The following is a 21,503-nucleotide window of genomic DNA, read 5'->3' as shown; positions in this document are numbered from 1 at the left end:
AACTCTAAAGGTCTCGCCGTCGCGTCGACAGCGCATCTCGCCAATATGCTCCTGGCCGAACGTCGGGGGTCCATGCCAGGCTGGTCTCTATCACCTCACATTGGAGCCCAGAGTGCGAAATGTCTCTCGTCAGTACCGAACGATCGCTGCGGCGGCGATCATGGCCATCACCGGGGCCGGCTTGCTCATACCGGCCGGGCCGGCAGCAGCAATGGCCGCCAACCTGTCCAGCCGGGTCAGCGCGCAGGTGCAGGAGGTCGGGCATGTGACCGCGCGAGCAGAGTTGGTGGATCCCGGATGGACCACCTCGAACCCGGCTCGTGTGGGCGACACCGTCGCCATCCGCACGACGATCGCCAACACCGGAAGTGTCGCGCTCAACGGCACGCGCTGGAACAGAGCCGACGATCCCAGCTCTCCGTGGGGCGTCCGAGAAGACACGCTTCAGCCGGGAGAGCAGTTCGTGGCGACACTGAAGCACGTCGTCACACCTCTCGATCTCCGCGTCGGCTACCTCGATTACACCGTGGAAGTGAGCGCCTATTGGGAGGCGTCCCAGGGCGGCTACCGGGTGCTGTCGGCCCGCTCGCAGGTCGTGACCGTGCTGCCCGCGGCGGTGGTCGGCGATGTCCAACTGGTCGCGCAGGTCAACGGACTGTACGTGACGGCGGAAGACGAGGGCGAGAAGCCGCTGATGGCGAACCGGGCGCACGCCGGGCTGTGGGAGCGGTTCACCGTGCTCAACAACGGCGACGGAACCGTCAGCCTCCGCGCCGGCGCCAACGGCAAGTACGTCGTCGCGGAAGACGAGGGCGCCAGCGCGCTCATCGCGAATCGCACGGCGATCGGTCCCTGGGAGAAGTTCACGGTCATCCCCAACAGGGACGGCACCATCAGCCTGCTGGCGGTCGCCAACGGGAAGTACGTGAGTGCCGACAGCGCGGGTACGGGCGCGCTGATCGCCAACCGGACGACCATCGGCGGGGCGGAGAAGTTCCTGATGCAGTGACGATCCGAGGTGGTCGGCGCCATCGTCGTCATCCACGACTCACCCGATGCTGCGAGGACTAGGCTTTTGCTCGGCCGCCCGCGCCCACAAGGCGCACCGGCGGCCGAGCGATGAAGCACACCGACTCCCACGAGGAAGCGACGATGAGAGCCCTGTTCAAGAGCGAGGCCGGGCCCGGCCTCGAACTGGTGGATGTCCCCGAGCCCGAGATGGGTCCGGAGGATGTCCGGATCCGCGTTCTGCGCACCGGCATCTGCGGCACCGACCTGCACATCCAGCGCTGGGACGACTGGGCGGCGTCGGCCGTGAAGGCCCCGCTCATCCCCGGCCACGAGTTCTTCGGCGAGGTCGTCGAGGTCGGACCGCTGGTCCGCGATGTCGAGGTCGGCGACCTGGTGTCCGGCGAAGGGCACATCGTCTGCGGCACCTGCCGCAACTGCCGAGCCGGCCGCCGCCAGATGTGCATTCGTACCCAGGGTGTCGGAGTGCAGCGCGACGGCGCCTTCGCCGAGCAGCTCGTCCTCCCCGCGACGAACGTCTGGGTGCACCACAGCGCCATCGAGCCGGAGGTCGGCGCCCTGTTCGACCCGCTCGGCAACGCCGTCCACACCGCGCTCGCCTTCCCGGTCGTCGGCGAGGACGTGCTGGTCACGGGATGCGGTCCTATCGGCCTGATGGCCATCGCGGTCGCCCGCCACGTCGGCGCCCGCTTCATCGTCGGCACCGACATCAGCGCACAGCGGCTCGAACTCGCGCGCGGGATGGGCGCCGACTTCACCGTGGACGTGTCGCAGCACGACATCCATGAGGCGCAGAAGGCGCTCGGGATGCGCGAAGGCTTCGACGTCGGCTTCGAGATGAGCGGCGCCCCCACCGCGCTGCCGTCGATGATCGAGAACATGAACCACGGCGGCCGTATCGCCATGCTCGGGCTGCCGTCGAAACAGATCGCCGTCGACTGGGGCATCGTTGTCACCCACATGCTGACCCTTAAGGGCATCTACGGCCGCGAGATGTTCGAGACGTGGAACGCCATGGGCGCGATGCTGCAGACCTCGGTCGAGCTGCACGACGCGATCGCGTCGATCGTCTCCGACCGCTTCCCCGCCCGCGACTGGGAGAAGGGGTTCGCCGCCGCCGCGTCCGCAGGTGGGGGCAAGGTCATCCTCGACTGGACGGAGGTCTGAACGTGTACGGAGCATTCCGCGAGCACATCGCGACGCAACTGCAGGAGATCGAGGAGGCCGGCCTCACCAAGCGCGAGCGCAGCATCCACGGCCCGCAGTCGGCGCTGATCACCGCCGACGGCCAGGAGGTGCTCAACTTCTGCGCCAACAACTACCTCGGGCTCGCCGACCACCCGGCTCTCCGCGACGCAGCGAAGACAGCGCTCGACGACTGGGGCTACGGGATGGCGAGCGTGCGCTTCATCTGCGGCACCCAGGAGCAGCACGTCGAGCTGGAGCAGCGGGTTTCCCGGTTCCTCGGCACGGAGGCGACCATCCTGTTCTCCTCCTGCTTCGACGCCAACGGCGGCGTGTTCGAGACGCTGTTCGGCCCGGAGGACGCCATCGTCTCCGACGAGCTGAACCACGCATCCATCATCGACGGCATCCGCCTGTCGAAGGCCCAGCGGTACCGCTACAAGAACCGAGACCTCGCCGACCTGCGGGCACAGCTGGAGGCGGCGCGGGATGCGGGAGCGCGGTTCACGGTCATCGTCACCGACGGCGTCTTCTCGATGGACGGATACATCGCGCCGCTCGCCGAGATCTGCGACCTGGCGGACGAGTTCGGCGCCCTGGTCTTCGTCGACGACTCGCACGCGGTCGGTTTCGTGGGCGAGCACGGCCGCGGCACGCCCGAATTCTGCGGGGTGTCCGACCGCGTCGACATCTACACGGGGACCTTCGGCAAAGCGCTCGGCGGCGCCTCGGGCGGCTACGTCTCGAGCCGCCGCCAGATCGTCGACCTGTTGCGCCAGCGCTCCCGGCCGTACCTGTTCTCGAACACCCTCGCGCCGTCGATCGTCGCCGGAACCCTCGCCGCGCTAGACCTGCTGGAGCAGTCCGACCACCTTCGGGCGCAGCTCGTCGCCAACGCGGAACTGTTCCGGCGGCTGATGACCGACGCCGGCTTCGAGCTGCTGCCTGGCGCGCATCCCATCGTCCCGGTCATGTTCGGGGATGCCGCGCTCACCGCGCGCATGGCCGACGAGATGCAGCGGCAGGGCGTCTACGTGACCGCGTTCTCCTACCCCGTGGTGCCGAAGGGCCGCGCGCGCATCCGCGTGCAGCTGTCGGCGGCGCACACGGAGGAGGAGATCCGCCGCTGCGTGGATGCGTTCGTCGCGTCCCGGGAGGCCGTCGCCGCGTAACGGCCCGCCTGCCGCGTGCCTGCCGTCGCCGCGTAGCGGCCCGCCTCCCGCGTGCCTGCCGTCGCCGCGTAGCGGCCCGCCTCCCGCGTGCCTGCCGTCGCCGCGTAGCGGCCCGCCTGCCGCGTGCCTGCCGTCGCCGCTCGCTCGGCCCGCTCCTGTGTTCCGTCAGCGGTCGCGGCGGTCCGCTCCCGTGGCGAACGGAGGTCCTGGCGGCGGGACCGCCCGCGATGTCCTCCGTTTCCCGCATCCGTCCGGCGCGTCGGCCGGGATCGCCTCCGTTTCCGACCAGCCGACGAACCGGGCCGCGTTCCCCGTCGCGGCCGCGTCCGTCGTGGAAACGGAGGAGAAACGCCCGGCCCGGCCGCCCAAGCGCGCGAAAGGGAGGAGTTGCGGGGAGGGCGGGTGCCCATCCGCCTCCGTTTCGCGCGCGGACGCGCGGCGCGCGAAACGGAGGATCCCCGGCGGGGAAGGACGCCCATGACCTCCGTTTCGTGGGGCGCAAAGCGCCGGATGGGCTCAGTCGTCGAGGGAGGCGCGTGGCCGGCGCAGCGTCACGCCTCGGCGCGCGAAGAACAGGGCGAGCGTGATGATCAGGAACACGGCGAGCACCGACAGGTCGACCATCGCGACCGTCCCGCCGACCGCCGCCGCCTGCGTCAGACCGCACGCCCGGCCGGTCTGGTCCGAGGCGCACAGGAACCGGTCGCCCTGGCCGGTCGCGCCGGTCTTCAGCCACGATCCGATCAGCTGGTTGTAGCCGGTGGCCAGGCCTTTCACCAGGGTCGGGCCGGAGTGTCCTTCGCCGGGCACGGCCCAGTAGGTGACCTTCCAGCCGGCGTTCTCGGCGGCGGTCGCTGTGTCTTCCACCTGCTGCCGGAAGTGCGGGTCCTCCGCACCGGCGACGAAGATCCCGACCGTCGGCTCCGGGTAGTCGTTGGCCGCGAGGATGTTCACGGGCCAGGTCTTCTCGTAGGCCACCTGGTCGCCGCCGAAGTAGCGGTCGCGGGTGACGGTCGGCCGGTACTCGCCCGGCTTGTCCGGCCCGGAGATGTCGATGACCGCACCCCACGAGTCCGGGTACTTCGCGCCCAGGTATGCCGCGCACTCGCCGCCGTGCGAGAACCCGGCGATCACCCGGTCGGCGCGGTCCGGCGACGCCGGGAGGTTCGCGTCGATCCAGGCGGGAACGTCCTGCGACAGGTAGGTGTCGAGCTTGCCCCCGGAGGTGTCGGCGCACGGCGGGTTCTTGTCGACGGCGCCGAGCTGGTCGACGACGAGCACGAACGGCGCCTGATCGAGCCGCTGCTGCCCGAGGCTGTGCAGCGCATCGAGCGTGGCGCCGAGCGTCGGATTGCCGGGCTGCCCCATCATCATCTCGACGACCGGACGTGTGCCCGACGGGTCGCGCAGCCAGCCGGGCGGCACGAACAGGTGCGCGGCCCGCGCCTCGAAGCCGGAGCGGGTGGCCGGAATGCGCACCGCCAGCTGGTAGCCCTCGGCGAGGCTCTTCGCGGTGACGGGGATGCTGCGACCTGCGACGATGGGCCGGGCGAACGCCGGCTGCACGGCGACACCGACCGCTCCGACCGTCAGCACGGCTGCGATCGCGGCGACAGCGATGCGCACACCCCGCCGCCCGGTGGACTGCAGCGCATCCCCGATCGCGAGCGGCAGCACGGTCGCGGCGAGAAGCACGGCGAACCAGCCGGCGCCGGTCAGATCCGGGCGGGGCAGCAGTACGACGCCGAGCACGACGATGGCGAGTCCGACGAGCTGCCCGGCGATCACCGCGATGACGGTCGCGGTCGCGCGGAACCGCCAGGCGCGGCGCGCGAACCGGTACGCCGGGTACGCGCCGACCACGACGAGGGCGGCGGCGAGCCAGGCGAGCGCGGACATCCTTGTCAGTCTAGGTGCGCCCGCGTCCGCGGTCTGGGAGGGGCCTGCGTCGGGCGTACGGTTGCTCAAGAAGGAGGCGCGATGATCGTCGACAACGCCGTGTACGTGGACGGCGTCCGCACCGAACCGCCGTCGCTCGAGGAGACCAGCGAGACGGTGCGCGACCGCGGAGGCTTCGCCTGGATCGGGCTGTATCGGCCGAGCGAGAGCGAGCTGTCCGCCGTGGCGAAGGAGTTCGACCTTCCGGCGCTCGCCGTCGAGGACGCCCTCTCCGGTCACCAGCGCGCCAAGATCGAGAAGTACGGCGAGATGCTCTTCGTCGTGCTGCGGCCGGCCAGCTACGTCGACGAGACGGAGAAAGTCGAGTTCGGCGAGGTGCACGTGTTCCTCGGCGACGACTTCGTCATCACCGTCCGGCACTTCGAGACCCCCGATCTCGCGCGCGTCCGCAAACGGCTCGAGGGTGACGCCGCGCTGCTGGCGCACGGTCCGATCGCGGCCCTGTACGGCATCCTCGACGAGATCGTGGACGAGTACGCCCCCGTCGTCGCCGGGCTCGAGGACGACATCGACGAGATCGAGGATCAGCTGTTCTCCGGCGACCGCGGGGTGTCGCGGCGCATCTACGAGCTGTCCACCGAGGTGATGCACTTCCAGCGCGCGGTGGACCCGCTGAAGGATGTGCTGCGCAGCCTGCGCGAGGGGCTGATCGCTCACGAGGCCGACGAAGGGCTGCGGGATGCGTTCCGCGACATCGAGGACCACGTCCTGCGCGTCACCGAGCGCGCGGACGGCTTCCGTCAGATCCTGCAAAACGCGCTCAGCGTGCACACGGCGCTCGTGGGCCAGCGGCAGAACGACGAGGTGAAGAAGATCTCCGGGTGGGCGGCGATCCTGTTCGCCCCGACCCTCGTCGGCACGATCTACGGCATGAACTTCCGCGTGATGCCCGAACTGCACTGGGCGTTCGGCTACCCGTTCGCGCTCCTGCTGATGGTCGGGATGGGCGTCGGCCTCTACGTCGTCTTCAAGCGGAAGGGCTGGATCTAGCCCCGCGTCATCCCACCGGCACGCGCACGTGCTCGTAGCGCATGCGCAGGCCGTCGAGCAGGGCGGTCAACCCGGTCTCGAAGGCTGCATCCGCCGGCGCTGTCGCGGTCGGGTCGAGTGCGCGGGCACGGGCCGCGTAGGCCGAGGCGAACGACGGGACCCGGTCCTCCGCTCCCGACGGGTCGAACATGTCGGCGGGTGCTACCGCGTCGAGCGCCGACCCGAGGATGAACGACTCGACCGCGACGAGCGTCGGCAGCACCTCGGGCTCGGGCCAGCCCGCGCGCACCATCGCGGCGACGACCGCGTCGTACATGTGCATCGTCCGCAGCGCGCCGGTCAGCGGCAGGACGGCGAGGAGGGCGATCGTCGGCGGGTGGGTGGCGAAGGCGAGGCGGTACGAGTGCGCCCAGTCGCGCATCGCGGCGTCCCACGGGAGCGTCTCGAAGGCGCTGACGTCGATGCGGTCCGAGATGAGCTCGCGGACGCCGGCGATGACGTCCTCCTTGCCGTCGACGTGGTTGTAGAGGGCGCTGGGCCGCACGCGGAGCGCCTGCGCGAGCCGCACCATCGTGAAGCCGTCTGCGCCCGATTCGTCGAGCAGGCGGAGGGCGGCCTCGGCGATGAGATCGCGGGTCAGCACGGTCGTCTTCGGGCGCCCCACCCGACGCGCCGGGCGATCGATCTCGGCCATACTCTTCCCCTCCGGCTCGATCACACCCTAGTATCTGACGAAATAAAAGAACGCCGTTCATTTATCCGTAACACGGAGGTTGCATGAGCACGACCGTCTTCACCGGTGGCACCATCCTGAGCAGCTATCGTTCCGACGCCGTCGAGCACACCGCGGTCGCGGTCGCGGACGGGCGCATCGTCGCCGCCGGCGCCGAGGCCCTGGCTCTGCGCGGCACGGTGGACGAGACGGTCGACCTCCTCGGGGGCGTCCTCGCGCCGGCGTTCGGCGACGGTCACGCGCATCCCCTGCAGGGTGGACTGGAGAAGCTCGGGCCGCAGGTGCGGAGCTGCGCGTCGGTCGACGAGATTGTCGCGTGCGTGAAGGAGTGGGCGGACGCGCATCCCGAACAGGAGTGGATCTACGGCGGCAGCTACGACGCGACGCTGGCGCCCGAGGGGATGTTCGACGCGCGCTGGCTCGACGCCGCCGTCCCCGACCGGCCGGTCGTGCTGCGGGCGTGGGACTACCACACGGTGTGGGTGAACTCCGAGGCACTGCGCCGGGCCGGGATCGACGCGAGCACGCCCGAGCCGGCGCTGGGCCGCATCCCGCGCCGGGCCGACGGGTCTCCACTCGGCATCCTGCAGGAGCCCGGCGCCGTCGACCTCCTGATCCCGGCCGAGCCCGGGCGGACGCACGACGAACGTGTCGAGGCCCTGCGGCTGGCGACCGCCGAGTACGCGGAGCTCGGGATCGCGTGGGTGCAGGACGCCTGGGTCGAGCCGGCCGAGGTGGAGGCGTATCTCGAGGCGTCCGCACGCGGGCTGCTGTCGACGCGGGTGAACCTTGCCCTTCGCGCCGATCCCGTGCGCTGGCGCGACCAGGTGCCCGAGTTCGTCGAGTCTCGCCGCCGCGTCGAAGAGCTCGACGACCCGCTGCTGACCGCACGCACCGTGAAGGTCTTCGTGGACGGCGTCATCGAGAACCACACCGCGGCGATGCTGGCCGACTACACCGACACCCCCGGCGACCGCGGGCTCCCCAACTGGGATGCGGCCGAGCTCACCGCGGCGGCCGTCACCTTCGACAAGCTCGGCTTCCAGTTGCACCTGCACGCGATCGGCGACGCGGCGACCCGGACCGCCCTCGACGTCTTCGAGGCGGTCGAGCGCACCAACGGCGCACGCGACCGCCGGCCGGTGATCGCGCACGTCCAGGTCGTCGACCCGGTTGACCTGCCCCGGTTCGAGCGCCTCGGCGTCATCGCGAACTTCGAGCCGCTCTGGGCGCAGCTCGACTCGATGATGCTCGACCTGACCATCCCGCGCCTCGGACCCGAGCGCGAAGGACTGCAGTACCCCATCCGCACGCTGCTCGAGTCGGCGACCGTCTCCTTCGGAAGCGACTGGCCGGTCAGCAGCGCCGACTGGCGGCCCGGTGTCGCGACGGCGGTCACCCGCCAGACGGAGCAGCGGGTTCCGGAAGCCGGATGGACCCCCGCCGAGCGCATCCCGCTCACCGACGCGCTGGAGGCCTACTCCTCCGGCGTCGCCCGCCAGGCCTTCGCGCAGCATGCGCGCAGCGAGCTGCGACCGGGGTCCTCCCCGGACCTGGTCTGGCTCGACACCGACCCGCGCCACGTGGACCCGCACGACCTGCGATCCGTCCGCGTGCTCGGAACCTGGGTCGCCGGCGTTCGCCGCGCGACCACCGTACGGAGCTGATACCCACCCCCATTGCACCACTCCATCCCTGCACCACTCGACTCAGAGAGGCAGCACCACATGACCACGACCGACCTGCCGCCCCAGCCGCGGCTCAAGAGGGCGCTCGGCCCCACAGCCCTCGTGCTGTTCGGCCTCACCTACCTCGCCCCCGTCACCGTCTTCACGACCTACGGCATCGTGACGCAGTCGACCGACAATCACCTCCCGTCCGCCTACGTCGTCGCGCTGGTCGCGATGCTGTTCACAGCACTCAGTTACGGCGCGATGGCGCGTGCGTTCCCGGTGTCCGGTTCGGCGTACACGTACACCCAGCAGACGTTCGGCGGTCACGTCGGCTTCCTGACCGGGTGGACGCTGATGCTCGATTACCTGTTCCTGCCGATGATCAACTTCCTGCTGATCGGGCTGTACCTCAACACGCAGTTCCCGGACATCCCGGGCTGGGTGTTCGCCCTGGCGTCGCTGCTGCTGGTGCTGCTCTTCAACGTGCTCGGCATCACCCTGGTCAACCGGCTCAACGTCGCGATCGTGGCCCTGTCGGTGCTGCTCGTGGTCGTGTTCGCCGTGCTCGCGATCAAGGAGCTGCTGACCAACCCGTCGTCCGAGACGCCGAGCCTGATCGAGCCGTTCCTGCCCGGGAAGGGCGGACTGGGCCCGATCTTCGCGGGCGCCGCCGTGCTCGCCCTGTCGTTCCTCGGCTTCGACGCGGTCTCGACCCTGTCGGAGGAGGCGAAGAACCCGAAGCGCGACATCCCGCGCGCCATCGTCCTGACCACTCTCATCGGCGGCGCGATCTTCATCGTCGTCTCCTGGCTGGGCGCGCTCGTGTACCCGGACTGGCGCGACTTCGCGGAGGTCGACTCGGCCGGCGTCGACCTCATGGCCAAGGTGGGCGGCACGTTCCTGACGTCGTTCTTCGTCGCCGTCTACGTGGTCGGCGCGTTCGGATCGGGGATGACGACCCAGGTCAGCGTCTCGCGCATCATCTACTCGATGGGCCGGGATGGCGTGCTCCCGCGCGTCTTCGGCACGCTCCACTCGCAGTTCCGCACGCCGTGGGTGGCCGCGCTGGCGGTCTCCGTCGTGTCCCTCCTGGCGCTCGTGCTGACCCTGGATCAAGCCGCGACGATGATCTCGTTCGGCGCACTGGCGGCCTTCTCGATGGTCAACCTCTCGGTCATCAAGCACCACCTGTTCCCGAAGGGCGGGCGAACCGCTCCCTCGACGGGCGAGTGGGTGCGCTACGGCGTGCTGCCCGCGATCGGGTTCGTCCTCACCGTCTGGCTGTGGACCTCGCTCACAGCCACCACGTTCATCGTGGGCCTGTCGTGGATGCTCGTCGGGGTGATCTACCTCGCCGTCCTGACGCGCGGATTCCGCCGCAAGCCGCCGACGATGGATTTCTCGGAGAAGGAGGAGCTGGAGCAGGAGGCCGCCCGGGCCTCGTGAGCTCCGGGCAACCGCACGCTCGCGGGGTCACGCCCTCCGGTCGCCTCTGATTGACTGGGGGCGTGACCTCCGCAACGCCCGACTTCCCGTACGACCGCCTGCGGCGGCGGCCGGACGTCGAGGCGCCGAACCTGTTCGCCGCGGACGCCGCCGACCGCCTGCTCTCGGACCTCGCCGGCGATGCGGTGCTACAACCGGGTCTCGTGGTGATCGGCGACGGTTACGGTGCGCTGACCCTCGCGGCCGCCGCGCGCGGCGCCCACGACATCCGCGTGCACCAGGACGCCCTGACCGGTGAGCGCGCCCTCGACGCGAACGCCGCCGAGCTGGGACTCACCGGCACGTACGAGCACCGGCCGCTCGATGAGACGCTCGTGCGCGGAGCGCGCACCGTCCTTCTCCGGCTGCCCCGCAGTCTGGACGCCCTGGCTGAGATCGCGACGTTGATCGCCGAGCACGCGCGGGCTGACGTGGTCGTCTACGCGGGCGGGATGCTGAAGCACATGACCACGGCGATGAACGACGTGCTCGCGGAGGTCTTCGGCTCCGTGGAGGCGTCGCTCGCGCGGCAGAAGGCGCGGGTGCTGACCGCGCGCGAGCCGCATCCCGCCGCCGCCACCGTGCTCGACCGCTGGCCGGAGCGCGCCCGTGATGCAGCCACGGGGCTGTGGGTGTGCGCGCATGGGGCGGCGTTCGCGGGCCCGTCGATCGACATCGGGACGCGCTTCCTTCTCGGAGTTCTGGATGCGGCGGTCCCGGAGGCGCGCACGGCGATCGACCTCGGCTGCGGGACGGGCGTGATCGCGTCGGCGCTCGCCGTTGCGCGACCGGGTCTGCGCGTCATCGCCACCGACCAGTCGGCGGCCGCGGTCGCGTCGGCCGCCGCGACCGCGACGGCCAACGGGGTCGCGGAGCAGGTCACCGTCGTCCGGGATGACGGGCTGTCGTCGCAGCCGGACGCCTCGGCGGACCTCGTGGTGCTGAACCCGCCGTTCCACATCGGAGGAGCCGTCCACACCGGGATCGCGCACCGGCTCTTCGCGGAGGCGGGCCGAGTGCTGGTGCCGGGCGGTGAGCTCTGGACGGTGTGGAACTCGCACCTCGGCTACCGCGCGGCGCTCGAGCGCGCGGTCGGCCCGACGCGGCAGATCGCCCGCAACCCGAAGTTCACGGTCACCGCGTCGCGCAAGCCGGCCTGACCGGACGACTCAGCTGCGCAGGACCTCGCGCACCCCCGAGACGACCATCCCCCCGGCGCCCAAACCGAGGGCAGTGTCGGCGGCGGTACGCGACGGGACGATGTGCGCGAGCACCGGCTTGCCGCTCCCGGTGAAGGCCCGCCAGGCGTCCTCGCCGCCGTTGTAGTCGAGCCCGAGCCAGCTCCAGCGCTCGGCGGTGGAGGCGAACAGCTGCGGGTCGGAGGCGAGTTCCGCCCCGTAGTAGTACCCCCAGGTGCGGAAACCGCGGCCGCGCGCATCCACGGGCCACTCGCGGGCGGTGCAGTAGCCCTTGGCGACGAACGTGTTGGTCGGATGGTCGACCGTCGCCATGAGCGCGAAGAGCTCGCCGAAGTGCTCGACGGGGACCACCTTCGGGTCGACGAAGATCGTGTGCGTCGCGGCATAGGCGGCGATGAGCTCCTCGAAGCGGAGGTACGGCTGCGGAGCCTGGCGCGGATCGTTCGTCTCGGCGGCCGAGATGCGGTGCTGCCGGACCTCCTTCCAGGTGTGCTCCGCCGCGACGAATCCCGAGGTGCCGGAGGTGCGGTCGAGCGTCTCGTCGTGCAGTCCGAACCAGACGCCGTCCGACGTGCGGGCCAGCGAGATCTCGAGCGCGTTGACCCCGGCCGCCACCGAGTTGCGGTACGCCTCCATCGACATCTCCGGCCAGTCGAGGGAGCCGCCGCGGTGGGCGACCGTGAAGCCCTTCCGCTCGATGAGACGGTCGACCAGGAGGCCGTCCTCCGGCCCGCGGAAGATCCGCGGAACGACATACGCACCGCCCGCGACGGCCGCCGCGCCGAGAACACCGCCGACGATGAGGGCTCTCCGCGAGATGCGTCGGGCAGGCGGGGCGGCGGTCTCCTCGTCGTCGGGCATGCGCAACCCTAGGCATCCCGGTCATCGTCGATCAAGCGACCCGCTCGGGGGTGGAGCGCGGCGTCCGGCATGCATGGCAACCCGTTCCGTTGCGGATATGGACATTCACAACGTTTTCAGGGTGCGATCAGTAAATCGGCAACCGAATCCGTCGTCTTTCGCTTGTCCTTCGGGCCGGATGTTGCTAACGTCCCCCTGTCGCACACCGACGTCGCGCCCCCGCCCGTCGACCAGCGACCCTCGAAGCCAGGGAGAGCAATGACGCAGACCAGTTCCCGGCCGGACGCCTCGCACGGAGGCGACGCCGACCAGCACCGGGGAGACCACCACGCCCTCGCGGCCGACGGAGTGAGCGCCGCCGGATCCATCGTGATGGCTGTCGCGGGCAGCGCACCCGCCTACTCGATCGCCGCGACGACGGCGACCCTCGTCGGGGCCGCCGCCCTCGGCGCTCCCGCCGCGCTGCTGTGGTGCGGCATCCCGATGCTCGGCATCGCCTGGGCGTTCCTGTACCTCGGACGGCTCGACGTGAACGCGGGCGCCGCCTACTCGTGGGTCGCACGGGCGCTGCACCCCATCCTCGGCTTCCTCTCCGGCTGGGCGCTGGTCATCTCGGCGACGATCTTCATGGTCGCGGGCGCGCTGCCCGCCGGGGCCATGACGGTCACGCTGTTCGCTCCGGAGCAGGCCGAGAACGTTCCGCTCATCACCGGTGTCGGCGCGCTCTGGTTCCTCGTCATGGCGGCGTGCGTGCTGTTCGGCGTGCACGTCACCGCGCGGGCGCAGTGGATCATGTCGGTCATCGAGGTGGGCATCCTCGTGCTCTTCGCCGTTCTGATGATCGTGCGGGCGGCCACCTCGGCTCACGCCGGGCCGTCGTTCTCGTGGGACTGGCTGGGCTTCCAGCACCTCACCGGCCAGGGGGTCTTCGTGTCGGCCGCGCTGGTCGCGGCGTTCTACTTCTGGGGCTGGGATGTGTCCGCCAACCTCAACGAGGAGACGAAGGACGGCCACAAGAACGCCGGGTCGGCCGGCATCATCGGTGTCATCATCGTCTTCCTGCTGTTCGAGATCTTCACGATCGCGACGCTGGTGATCCTGCCGCAGAAGACGATCGAGGAGCACAGTGCCAACGTGCTGTCCGTGCTCGGCGACGCCGTGTGGCCGGGCATCGGCGGGAAGGTGCTGGTGATCGCCGTCGCGCTGTCGACCATCGCGACGCTGGAGACGACGCTCATCCAGGTCACCCGGACGCTGTTCTCGATGGGACGCGACAACACCATCCCGAAGGCCTTCGGCCGCATCCACCCGAAGTGGCGCACGCCGGCCTTCGCGACGCTGGTCGTCGTCGGGGTGTCGATCGTGCTCTTCGTCGGATCGAACTTCGTCGGCAACGTCGGCGAGATCATGAACAACGCCATCCTGTCCATCGGCATCCAGATCGCGTTCTACTACACGCTCGCCGGAGTGGCCGTGGTGGTCGCCTACCGGAAGGTGCTGCTGAAGTCGGTGAAGAACTTCATCCTCATCGGGCTGTGGCCGGCGGCCGGTGCGGTGTTCATGGGCGTGATGTTCGTGATGGGAATCGTGCAGAACTTCCAGGACGACGCGATCGTCGTCAACATCCTCGGGCTCGGGCTGATCGTCCTCGGTGTCGTGCCGATCGCGCTCTTCTACCGCAAGGCGCGCGGGTACTACACGCGGCGTCCGCTCGAGCTCCCCGACGAGCTCGACGCCGCCGCCCCCGCGAACGTCGACGACCGCGACCCCGCCGCTCGCTGACCCCGGCGCTCGCCACCCCAGCCAACAGCTCCTGAGTTTTTCCGCCTTTCCGTCTCAAAAACGGCGAAAAACTCAGGAGCTGTTGGCTTGGGAGGGAGTTCAGGCGGGGGCGACGGTGGGGGACGGGAGGGGGCGCGGGCGGAAGGTGAGAATGGCGGCGGCGGCCAGGAGCGCCGCGACGGCGATCGTCCAGCCCGCGGCGAGGAAGACGCCGTCGGGGCGGACGATCGACTGCCCCGCGAGCGCCTGCACGGTGACGAGAGCGAGCACGGCCGCGTAGGCCGCGGTCGCCACGACGACGAGGCGCGTGCGCACCCGGTCGTCGGCCAGCGGATGCCAGCGCCGGCCGAGCCACCCGAGCAGCACCGCGAGCAGTGGTAGCAGCTGCAGGGCGTGCATCCCGATGAAGTGCGGGATGCGCAGGTCGCCGCCCACGGTGCTCCAGCCGAGCACCGGGAGGCCCGGGCCGCCGTCGGCGAGTCCGACGGTGTGTGCGCCGGCGATGCCCCGGAAGTCGGCCAGCTGTGCCGCGGTCGGCCCGGTCATCAGGTACGCGAGCCCCATCCCGGCCAGCGCGATCAGGGCGCCGGCGCGCACGGCGATGGTCGTCGACCGCGTGCTCAGCCGCAGGAAGAACACCGCGATCGTGGTGACGAACGTGCACACGTAGAGCGTGGTGATGGAGATCGCCATGACGCCCCAGACCGCGCTGGCGAGGGGCGTCGAGACGTTGAAGTGGCTCGTCGTCCCTGCAGCGGCGGCACCCACGATCAGCACCTGCTCGACGATGAGGGCGACGGCGACGACGGTCCCTGCGACGTGGGCGATCCGGCGCCACCGCGGAAGGTGGGCGATGAGCCAGGCCCAGGTCACGCTGTACAGCAGGATGGAGAGGGAGAACTTGAGCGGCTTGGCCCACGCCTCCATACCGGCGATCTGGCGCGGGTCGACCAGCAGTCCGACGAGGCAGACGACCGTGCTGACGATCATCAGAGCGGCCACCGTCATCAACGGACGGTGCCAGGCGAAGACGGCCTTCATGAGCTTCTTCTTCTTTCTTCGGTGACGACGGCCTGCGCCATACGGCGCAGGCCGAGCGAGAGGGTGTCGCCGAGCACGGTGCCGATCACCATGAGCTCGGTCATGCGCGACGGGTCGGGCAGGGTGGCGACCGCGCCCAGGTCGGCTTCGGCGTGGATGCGCGCGGCGGCGGCGTAGCGGTCGAGATAGTCGTCCGGGAGGGGAAACCCCGAGCCGGCGAACGCGTCGATCACGCGGGCGGCGATCTCGCGGCCGATGTTGTCGTCGCAGTCGGTCCAGCCGGCGCGGGCGGCGACCGCATCCACTCGCGCGAGTGCCTCGGGCGTCGGTTCGGCGACGTCCGAGACGGCGGAGCGCGAGAGCGCCTGCTGCGCGACGTCGAAGGTGTGGGCGATGGGGGCGCCCGGCTCATCCAGTGCGTTCAGGATGGTCTTGACGGAGGCGATGGACAGCTTGCCCACCTCGAGCATGGCGCGGATCAGCCGCAGCCGGCGCTCGTGCTCCTCGCTGTAGATGGTGCGGTTGCCGCCCACGCGTTCGCCCGCGGGCAGCAGCCCTTCCCGCACGTAGTACTTGATCGTGGCGGCGGGAGTCGAGGAGCGTTCGGCGAGTTCGGTGATCAGCACGCGCTGATAGTAGCACTACCGGTAGCGCCACTACCAGTACCTTTGCGAACCAGACGCTAACGTGGGAGGACCCGAGGCGAGGAGACACCGTGGGCAAGACCGTGCTGTACGCATCCGTGTCGGTGGACGGCTTCATCGCCGACGCGGACGACCAGCCCGGGCCGCTGTTCGACTGGTTGCTAGGCGGTGACGTACCGCTGGACGACAGCGGCGTGCTGAAGGTGTCGCACGCGTCGTACGACTACGTCCGGCCCTACTGGGACGGGATCGGGGTGACCATCGTCGGCCGCCACGTCTTCGACATGACGGACGGGTGGGACGGGGTGCCCCCGGGCGGCGTCGGGCACGTCGTCGTCGTGACCCACCGGGGCCGGCCGGAGGGCTGGTTCCCCGACGCTCCGTTCACGTTCGTCGACGGCATCGAGGCCGCCATGCACACCGCCCAGGAGCTCGCGGGAGACCGCGTGGTCGAGGTCGCAGCGGGAGATGTCGGCGGCCAGGCGCTCGCCGCGGGCCTCATCGACGAGGTCCGGATGGATGTGGCACCCGTCGTGCTCGGCGCCGGAAAGCGTTTCTTCGGGTCCGTCGCAGCGCAGCACCTCCTCGAGGGACCGGAGGAGGTCGTCCAGGGGGACGGCGTGCTCCACCTGCGTTACCGTGTGCGTCGGTGACGCTGCGCTGACCCGGAAAGCCCGGTCACGCCTCGTCGTGCTTGCGGCGCGACGGCGAGTCGAGCAGGGACAGCACGAAGAGCAGCGCCAGCAGGGCGAAGATGCTGAGCGCCGCGATGAGGTCGCTCCAGGTGAAGGGGATGAGCGCCCCGTCGATCGAGAGCACGAAGACGGTCTCGACCACGCCGAACGCGATGAAGAACAGCCCGAGCAGCACGCGGGTCGTCCGGACGTTGTGACCGCGGCGGTGCACCTCCACGCGCCGCAGCTCCACCATCAGGGTCAGCAGCAGCAGCGGCAGCACCTGGGCCAGGGTCGCGGCCGTCTGGCTGTCCATCAGCACCACGCGCAGGTCGGCCGGATCCACCATGGCGACAGGCTACCGCCCCGCGGGCGCCGTGGTCCCGGGCTGGGGCACCATCACGGGCGCGCATCCCGCCAGGATGCGGTCGATCGCGTCGTGCTCGGCCGGAGCGACCCACAGGTGGTACCGGGCCTTCACGGCGACCTGCGCCGCCACGTATTCGCACCGGTACGGCTTCACCGGCGGAAGCCAGGTTGCAGCATCCCCGTCGGACTTCTTCGCGTTCGTCGGCCCGTCGACCGCCACGAGGTTCAGCGGATCGTTCGCGAGCTGCCGCCGTTGCTCGAAGGTGAGCTGCTGGGCGCCGGTCTGCCAGGCGTTGGCGAGCGGGACGCGGTGGTCGATCTGCACCTCGGCCGAGGTCGCGACGCCGCGGCGGAAGCTGATCGTCTTCCCCGTGTACGGGTCGTGGAGGGTGCCGGAGGTGACCTTGCAGGGGCCGTCCCGGACGACGTCGGTCAGGTCGCGGGCGAGGATGAGGTCCCGCGTCGAGCAGGGCTGCCCGGGCAGATCCCACGCCGGGCCGAAGTCGCCGACCCGGTCGTAGCCGGTCTTCGGCGCCTTTCCCTTGACCGGGAGCGTGGCCAGCAGGGTTCGGGCGTCGATCGAGCCGGCGGGTGCCGCCGACGCTGGCACGGTAGCCGGCGAAGACGCAGGCGGAGTCGCAACCGTGCCCGCCGGCTCCGCGGCGCTCACGACGACGGAGCATCCGGCCAGGAGCAACGCGGCGGCCACAAGCGCGGCGGAGGCGGACAGCCTCCGCCTCGTCCGTTCCTGATCCGTCTGGCGCACGAGATGCGATCCTATGCGCCGCCTCCGACACCGGGTGGAGGCACGCCAGGGGCGGACGCGAAGCGTTCACCGTGCCAGAATGCGCGGCATGGATGCCGAACCAGCTGACGACCGCGCGGTCGTCGAGGAGCGCTACCGGCACTACCTCGACCGCTGCAACGAGCACCGCTTCGACGAGCTGGACGCGTTCGTCGCGCCGGACGTTCGCGTCAACGGCGTGCGCGTCGGCATCCACGAGTACGGCGCGGGGCTGGCCGGGGTCGTCGAGCTGTTCCCCGATTTCCGCTGGACGCTCGAGGAGCTCGTGGTGGACGGCGACCGCATCGCCGCCCGTCTCATAGACACCGCCACTTCGGCCGACGGCGCCCGACGCATTCGCATCCAGGAGTTCGCCCAGTATCGGCTGGCCGGCGGACTCATCGCGGAGGCCTGGGGAGACCTCGACCGGTGGCGCCTCGACGCGGCCCCGGATGCGCGGTGACCGGACGAAAAAACGCCCGCCTCATCCGGAATATCCCCTCGCCAATCAAAGTTGAGCCTAGTAGACTCAAGTTTGCCCACAGAGAACGGGGAAAGGAACCACATGGCGAACATGCAGGGCGCGCCCTCCACGCAGGAGGAGGCGAAGAGCGCTCTCGAACAGTACGGCGTGAACCTCACGGAGATCGCCAAGAGCGGCAAGCTCGACCCGGTGATCGGGCGGGATGCCGAGATCCGTCGTGTCAGCCAGGTGCTGACCCGGCGCACCAAGAACAACCCCGTGCTCATCGGCGAGCCCGGCGTCGGAAAGACCGCGGTCGTCGAAGGCCTCGCCCAGCGCATCGTCGCGGGGGACGTGGCCGACTCGCTGAAGGGGAAGCAGCTGGTCGCCCTCGACCTCTCCGCGCTCGTCGCGGGCGCGATGTACCGCGGCCAGTTCGAGGAGCGGCTGAAGGCCGTCCTCAAGGAGATCAACGACGCCGAGGGCCAGATCATCACTTTCGTCGACGAGCTGCACATCCTGATGGGTGCAGGCGGCGGGGAGGGGTCGGTCGCGGCCTCCAACATGCTGAAGCCGATGCTCGCCCGCGGTGAGCTGCGCCTGATCGGAGCGACCACACTTAACGAGTACCGCGAGTTCATCGAGAAGGACGCGGCCCTCGAGCGCCGCTTCCAGCAGGTCTACGTCGGCGAGCCGTCCGTGGAGGACACCGTCGCCATCCTCCGTGGCCTGAAGGGCCGCTACGAAGCCCACCATGGGGTCACCATCGAGGACTCCGCGCTCGTCGCCGCGGCATCCCTCTCGAACCGGTACATCACCGCCCGGCAGCTGCCGGACAAGGCGATCGACCTGATCGACGAGGCCGCCTCCCGGCTGAAGATGGAGATCGACTCGGCCCCGGTCGAGATCGATACCCTCCAGCGCCAGGTGGAGCGCATGAAGCTGGAGGAGTTCGCCCTCAAGAAGGAGAAGGACGACGCCAGCAAGGAGCGCCTCGCGCAGCTGCGTGAGCGCCTCCACCAGCAGGAGGACCAGCTGGAGGAGCTGCAGGCCCGGTGGCGCGCCGAGAAGGCGTCGCTCAACCGCGTCGGCGAACTGCGGTCGCAGTTGGAGGAGGCCAAGACCCGGCGTGACGTCGCGCTGCGCGACGGCCGGTACCAGGAGGCGTCGCGGATCGAGTACGAGACCATCCCGGGCATCGAGCGGGAGCTGGCGGAGGCCGAGCAGGCCGAGCACGAGCACCCGCGCATGGTGAACGAGCAGGTCACGGCCGACGACATCGCCGCCGTGGTGGCGGCGTGGACCGGCATCCCCGTCGACCGCCTCACCCAGGGCGAGACCGAGAAGCTGCTCAACCTCGAGCACGAGCTGGGCCGCCGCATCATCGGCCAGAAGAAGGCCGTCCAGGCGGTGTCGGATGCGGTCCGCCGCACCCGCGCCGGCATCTCCGACCCGGGCCGCCCGACCGGCTCCTTCCTGTTCCTCGGCCCGACCGGTGTCGGCAAGACGGAGCTGGCGAAGGCCCTCGCGGCGTTCCTGTTCGACGACGAGAAGGCCATGGTCCGCATCGACATGAGCGAGTACGGCGAGAAGTTCTCCGTCTCACGCCTCGTCGGTGCGCCTCCGGGATACGTCGGTTACGAGCAGGGCGGTCAGCTGACCGAGGCCGTTCGTCGTCGTCCGTACTCGGTGATCCTGCTCGACGAGGTCGAGAAGGCGCACCCGGAGGTGTTCGACGTGCTGCTGCAGGTGCTCGACGACGGCCGGCTGACCGACGGCCAGGGCCGCACGGTCGACTTCCGCAACACCATCCTGGTGCTCACCTCGAACCTCGGCAGCCAGTTCCTCGTCGACCCGACGCTGAACCCGACCGAGCGCGAGGAGGCGGTGCTCCAGATGGTGCGGCAGGCGTTCAAGCCGGAGTTCGTCAACCGTCTCGACGACATCGTCGTGTTCTCCGCGCTCACGCAGGAGGAGCTGGGCGAGATCGTCGAGCTGGGCATCGACCACCTGATGCAGCGGCTCACCGAGCGACGGCTGGAGCTGGCGGTCACCCCGGATGCGCGGGCCTGGCTAGCCGAGCGCGGGTACGACCCGATCTACGGCGCCCGTCCACTGCGCCGGCTGATGCAGCGCGAGATCGAGGACCGTCTCGCCACCGCACTTCTCGCCGGCGAGGTGCGCGACGGCGACCTGGTCCGGGTCGACCTCGACCGCGAGGCCGACCACCTGACGGTCGCGGCCGTCCGCGAGTAGCGCTCACGACGAAGGGCCCCCATCCGATCCCAGGATCGGATGGGGGCCCTTCGCGTAGGCTCGGAGCATGCGTGCTGCTGTCATCCACGGAGAGCGCGATGTGCGCCTCGAAGACGTCCCCACCCCCACCCTCTACACCGGCTCAGGATCCGACGGCCTCGACGCCGTGGTGCGCGTCGTCGCCGCCTGCGTCTGCGGCAGCGACCTCTGGCCGTACCGGGGCGTGACGCCGACCAACGAACCGCGGCGGATCGGCCACGAGTTCGTCGGTGTGGTCGAGCAGGTGGGCGAAAACGTCCGCACCATCCGTCCAGGCGACTTCGTCATCGCCCCGTTCTACGACTGCGACATGACGTGCGTGAACTGCCGCAACGGCGTCAGCACGTCGTGCCTGCATGGCGGCTGGTGGGGCGCTCAGGACCGCGTCGGCGGCTTCGCCGACGGCGGCCAGGGCGAGTACGTGCGCGTTCCGCACGCCGACGGCTCGCTCGTCGCCACCCCGGAGTACCCGCGCGCCGAGCTCATCCCGAGCCTGCTCACGCTGTCGGATGTGATGGGCACCGGCCACCACGCCGCAGTCTCCGCCGGGGTCACCGAGGGAAGCACCGTCGTCGTGGTCGGCGACGGCGCGGTCGGGCTGTGCGCTGTGCTGGCCTCCACCCGGCTGGGGGCGTCGCGGATCGTGGCCATGTCGCGGCATGAGACGCGCCAGGCGCTCGCCCGCGAGTTCGGCGCGACGGATATCGTCGCCGAGCGCGGCGACGCGGGTGTCGCGGCGGTCAAGGAGCTGTTCGACGGGATCGGGGCTGACTGCGTGCTCGAGGCCGTCGGAACCAAGGAGTCGATGGATCAGGCGATCCGCTCGGCCCGCCCCGGCGGCATGGTCGGCTACGTCGGCGTGCCGAACGGCGGCCCGGAGCTTCCGGTCCGCCCGCTGTTCCAGAGCAACATCGGCGTCAACGGCGGGGTCGCTCCCGTGCGGAATTACGTGGAGGACCTGCTGCAGGACGTCTGGTCGGGCGTCATCGAGCCGGGTCGCGTGTTCGACCTCGAGGTGCCGCTCACCGACATCGCCGAGGCGTATGCGGCGATGGACGAGCGCCGCGCCATCAAGACGCTCGTGCGGCCGTAAGGCGCGCGACCGTAGGGTCTGACGCAGACAGAACGGCGCCCGCCGGGGGATGAACACATCCCGGCGGGCGCC

At 70.2% G+C, this 21,503-nt stretch carries 19 protein-coding genes; 12 read left to right on the top strand and 7 right to left on the bottom strand.

Annotated features, from left to right (window positions below; genetic code table 11):
* Positions 1-160: 160 nt before the first annotated feature.
* From J2Y42_RS02355 to J2Y42_RS02345, 3 genes are all read left to right on the top strand, one after another.
* Complete coding sequence (locus J2Y42_RS02355) at positions 161-1,009, top strand: hypothetical protein (protein ID WP_309854659.1); 849 nt, start codon at positions 161-163, stop codon at positions 1,007-1,009.
* Between the two features lie 143 nt (positions 1,010-1,152).
* Positions 1,153-2,196, top strand: a complete 1,044-nt coding sequence (gene tdh, locus J2Y42_RS02350) for an L-threonine 3-dehydrogenase (RefSeq protein ID WP_026307314.1) — start codon at positions 1,153-1,155, stop codon at positions 2,194-2,196.
* A gap of 2 nt (positions 2,197-2,198) precedes the next feature.
* Positions 2,199-3,386 (top strand): glycine C-acetyltransferase, encoded by a 1,188-nt coding sequence (locus J2Y42_RS02345; RefSeq protein WP_309854656.1) that lies wholly within the window; start codon positions 2,199-2,201, stop codon positions 3,384-3,386.
* A 516-nt stretch (positions 3,387-3,902) separates the two neighbouring features.
* Here J2Y42_RS02345 and J2Y42_RS02340 read toward each other — a convergent pair.
* The gene (locus tag J2Y42_RS02340; protein ID WP_309854654.1) at positions 3,903-5,285 is read right to left on the bottom strand and encodes an alpha/beta hydrolase-fold protein; all 1,383 of its coding nucleotides are present in this window, start codon (positions 5,283-5,285) and stop codon (positions 3,903-3,905) included.
* A gap of 81 nt (positions 5,286-5,366) precedes the next feature.
* On the opposite strand from J2Y42_RS02340, the gene corA reads away from it, so the two are divergent.
* A complete protein-coding gene (gene corA, locus J2Y42_RS02335; protein WP_309854652.1) occupies positions 5,367-6,335 on the top strand; it encodes a magnesium/cobalt transporter CorA in 969 nt (322 codons plus the stop codon).
* Between the two features lie 7 nt (positions 6,336-6,342).
* Here the strand turns inward: corA and J2Y42_RS02330 are convergent, their stop codons facing one another.
* Positions 6,343-7,029, bottom strand: a complete 687-nt coding sequence (locus J2Y42_RS02330) for a TetR/AcrR family transcriptional regulator C-terminal domain-containing protein (protein ID WP_309854649.1) — start codon at positions 7,027-7,029, stop codon at positions 6,343-6,345.
* Between the two features lie 83 nt (positions 7,030-7,112).
* Here J2Y42_RS02330 and J2Y42_RS02325 point away from each other — a divergent pair, with 83 nt between their 5' ends.
* The 3 genes from J2Y42_RS02325 to J2Y42_RS02315 all read left to right on the top strand — a co-directional run bounded on the left by J2Y42_RS02325 (position 7,113) and on the right by J2Y42_RS02315 (position 11,386).
* Positions 7,113-8,735, top strand: coding sequence for an amidohydrolase (locus J2Y42_RS02325; RefSeq protein ID WP_309854647.1), 1,623 nt, complete (start codon positions 7,113-7,115; stop codon positions 8,733-8,735).
* Between the two features lie 60 nt (positions 8,736-8,795).
* Positions 8,796-10,187: an APC family permease gene (locus J2Y42_RS02320; RefSeq protein ID WP_309854644.1), complete on the top strand. Its 1,392-nt coding sequence runs from the start codon at positions 8,796-8,798 to the stop codon at positions 10,185-10,187.
* A gap of 62 nt (positions 10,188-10,249) precedes the next feature.
* On the top strand, positions 10,250-11,386 hold the full coding sequence (locus J2Y42_RS02315; protein ID WP_309854642.1) for a methyltransferase: 1,137 nt from the start codon (positions 10,250-10,252) through the stop codon (positions 11,384-11,386).
* 9 nt (positions 11,387-11,395) lie between these two features.
* Here J2Y42_RS02315 and J2Y42_RS02310 read toward each other — a convergent pair whose 3' ends face one another.
* Positions 11,396-12,286, bottom strand: a complete 891-nt coding sequence (locus J2Y42_RS02310) for a glycerophosphodiester phosphodiesterase family protein (protein WP_309854640.1) — start codon at positions 12,284-12,286, stop codon at positions 11,396-11,398.
* 258 nt (positions 12,287-12,544) lie between these two features.
* Here J2Y42_RS02310 and J2Y42_RS02305 point away from each other — a divergent pair, with 258 nt between their 5' ends.
* The gene (locus J2Y42_RS02305; RefSeq protein WP_309854638.1) at positions 12,545-14,068 is read left to right on the top strand and encodes an APC family permease; all 1,524 of its coding nucleotides are present in this window, start codon (positions 12,545-12,547) and stop codon (positions 14,066-14,068) included.
* 99 nt (positions 14,069-14,167) lie between these two features.
* On the opposite strand, the gene J2Y42_RS02300 is transcribed toward J2Y42_RS02305, so the two are convergent.
* Both J2Y42_RS02300 and J2Y42_RS02295 read right to left on the bottom strand, forming a co-directional pair.
* Positions 14,168-15,109 (bottom strand): hypothetical protein, encoded by a 942-nt coding sequence (locus J2Y42_RS02300; protein ID WP_309854635.1) that lies wholly within the window; start codon positions 15,107-15,109, stop codon positions 14,168-14,170.
* Positions 15,106-15,735, bottom strand: coding sequence for a MerR family transcriptional regulator (locus J2Y42_RS02295; RefSeq protein WP_089878372.1), 630 nt, complete (start codon positions 15,733-15,735; stop codon positions 15,106-15,108). Before J2Y42_RS02295 ends, J2Y42_RS02300 begins: the two co-directional genes overlap by 4 nt.
* 89 nt (positions 15,736-15,824) lie before the next feature.
* On the opposite strand from J2Y42_RS02295, the gene J2Y42_RS02290 reads away from it, so the two are divergent.
* Positions 15,825-16,406, top strand: coding sequence for a dihydrofolate reductase family protein (locus J2Y42_RS02290; protein ID WP_309854624.1), 582 nt, complete (start codon positions 15,825-15,827; stop codon positions 16,404-16,406).
* Between the two features lie 25 nt (positions 16,407-16,431).
* Here the strand turns inward: J2Y42_RS02290 and J2Y42_RS02285 are convergent, their stop codons facing one another.
* Together J2Y42_RS02285 and J2Y42_RS02280 are read right to left on the bottom strand one after the other, a co-directional pair.
* The gene (locus J2Y42_RS02285; protein ID WP_309854623.1) at positions 16,432-16,776 is read right to left on the bottom strand and encodes a hypothetical protein; all 345 of its coding nucleotides are present in this window, start codon (positions 16,774-16,776) and stop codon (positions 16,432-16,434) included.
* Positions 16,777-16,785: 9 nt separating this feature from the next.
* Positions 16,786-17,562, bottom strand: coding sequence for an HNH endonuclease family protein (locus tag J2Y42_RS02280; protein ID WP_309854622.1), 777 nt, complete (start codon positions 17,560-17,562; stop codon positions 16,786-16,788).
* Between the two features lie 88 nt (positions 17,563-17,650).
* Between J2Y42_RS02280 and J2Y42_RS02275 the strand changes: the two genes are divergently transcribed.
* From J2Y42_RS02275 to J2Y42_RS02265, 3 genes are all read left to right on the top strand, one after another.
* Positions 17,651-18,043 (top strand): ester cyclase, encoded by a 393-nt coding sequence (locus J2Y42_RS02275; RefSeq protein WP_309854621.1) that lies wholly within the window; start codon positions 17,651-17,653, stop codon positions 18,041-18,043.
* Positions 18,044-18,145: 102 nt separating this feature from the next.
* Positions 18,146-20,299 carry an AAA family ATPase gene (locus J2Y42_RS02270; RefSeq protein ID WP_309854611.1) on the top strand — a complete coding sequence of 718 codons (2,154 nt, stop codon included), beginning with the start codon at positions 18,146-18,148 and terminating at the stop codon, positions 20,297-20,299.
* Between the two features lie 67 nt (positions 20,300-20,366).
* Entirely contained in the window at positions 20,367-21,431 is a 1,065-nt protein-coding gene (locus tag J2Y42_RS02265; protein WP_309854609.1) for a zinc-dependent alcohol dehydrogenase family protein, read from the top strand.
* Positions 21,432-21,503: the final 72 nt, after the last annotated feature.

Source organism: Leifsonia sp. 1010, from assembly GCF_031455295.1.
Taxonomy (GTDB): domain Bacteria; phylum Actinomycetota; class Actinomycetes; order Actinomycetales; family Microbacteriaceae; genus Leifsonia.
The sequence above is the reverse complement of the archived record's forward strand: the minus strand, read 5'-3'. Positions and strand labels throughout refer to the sequence as shown.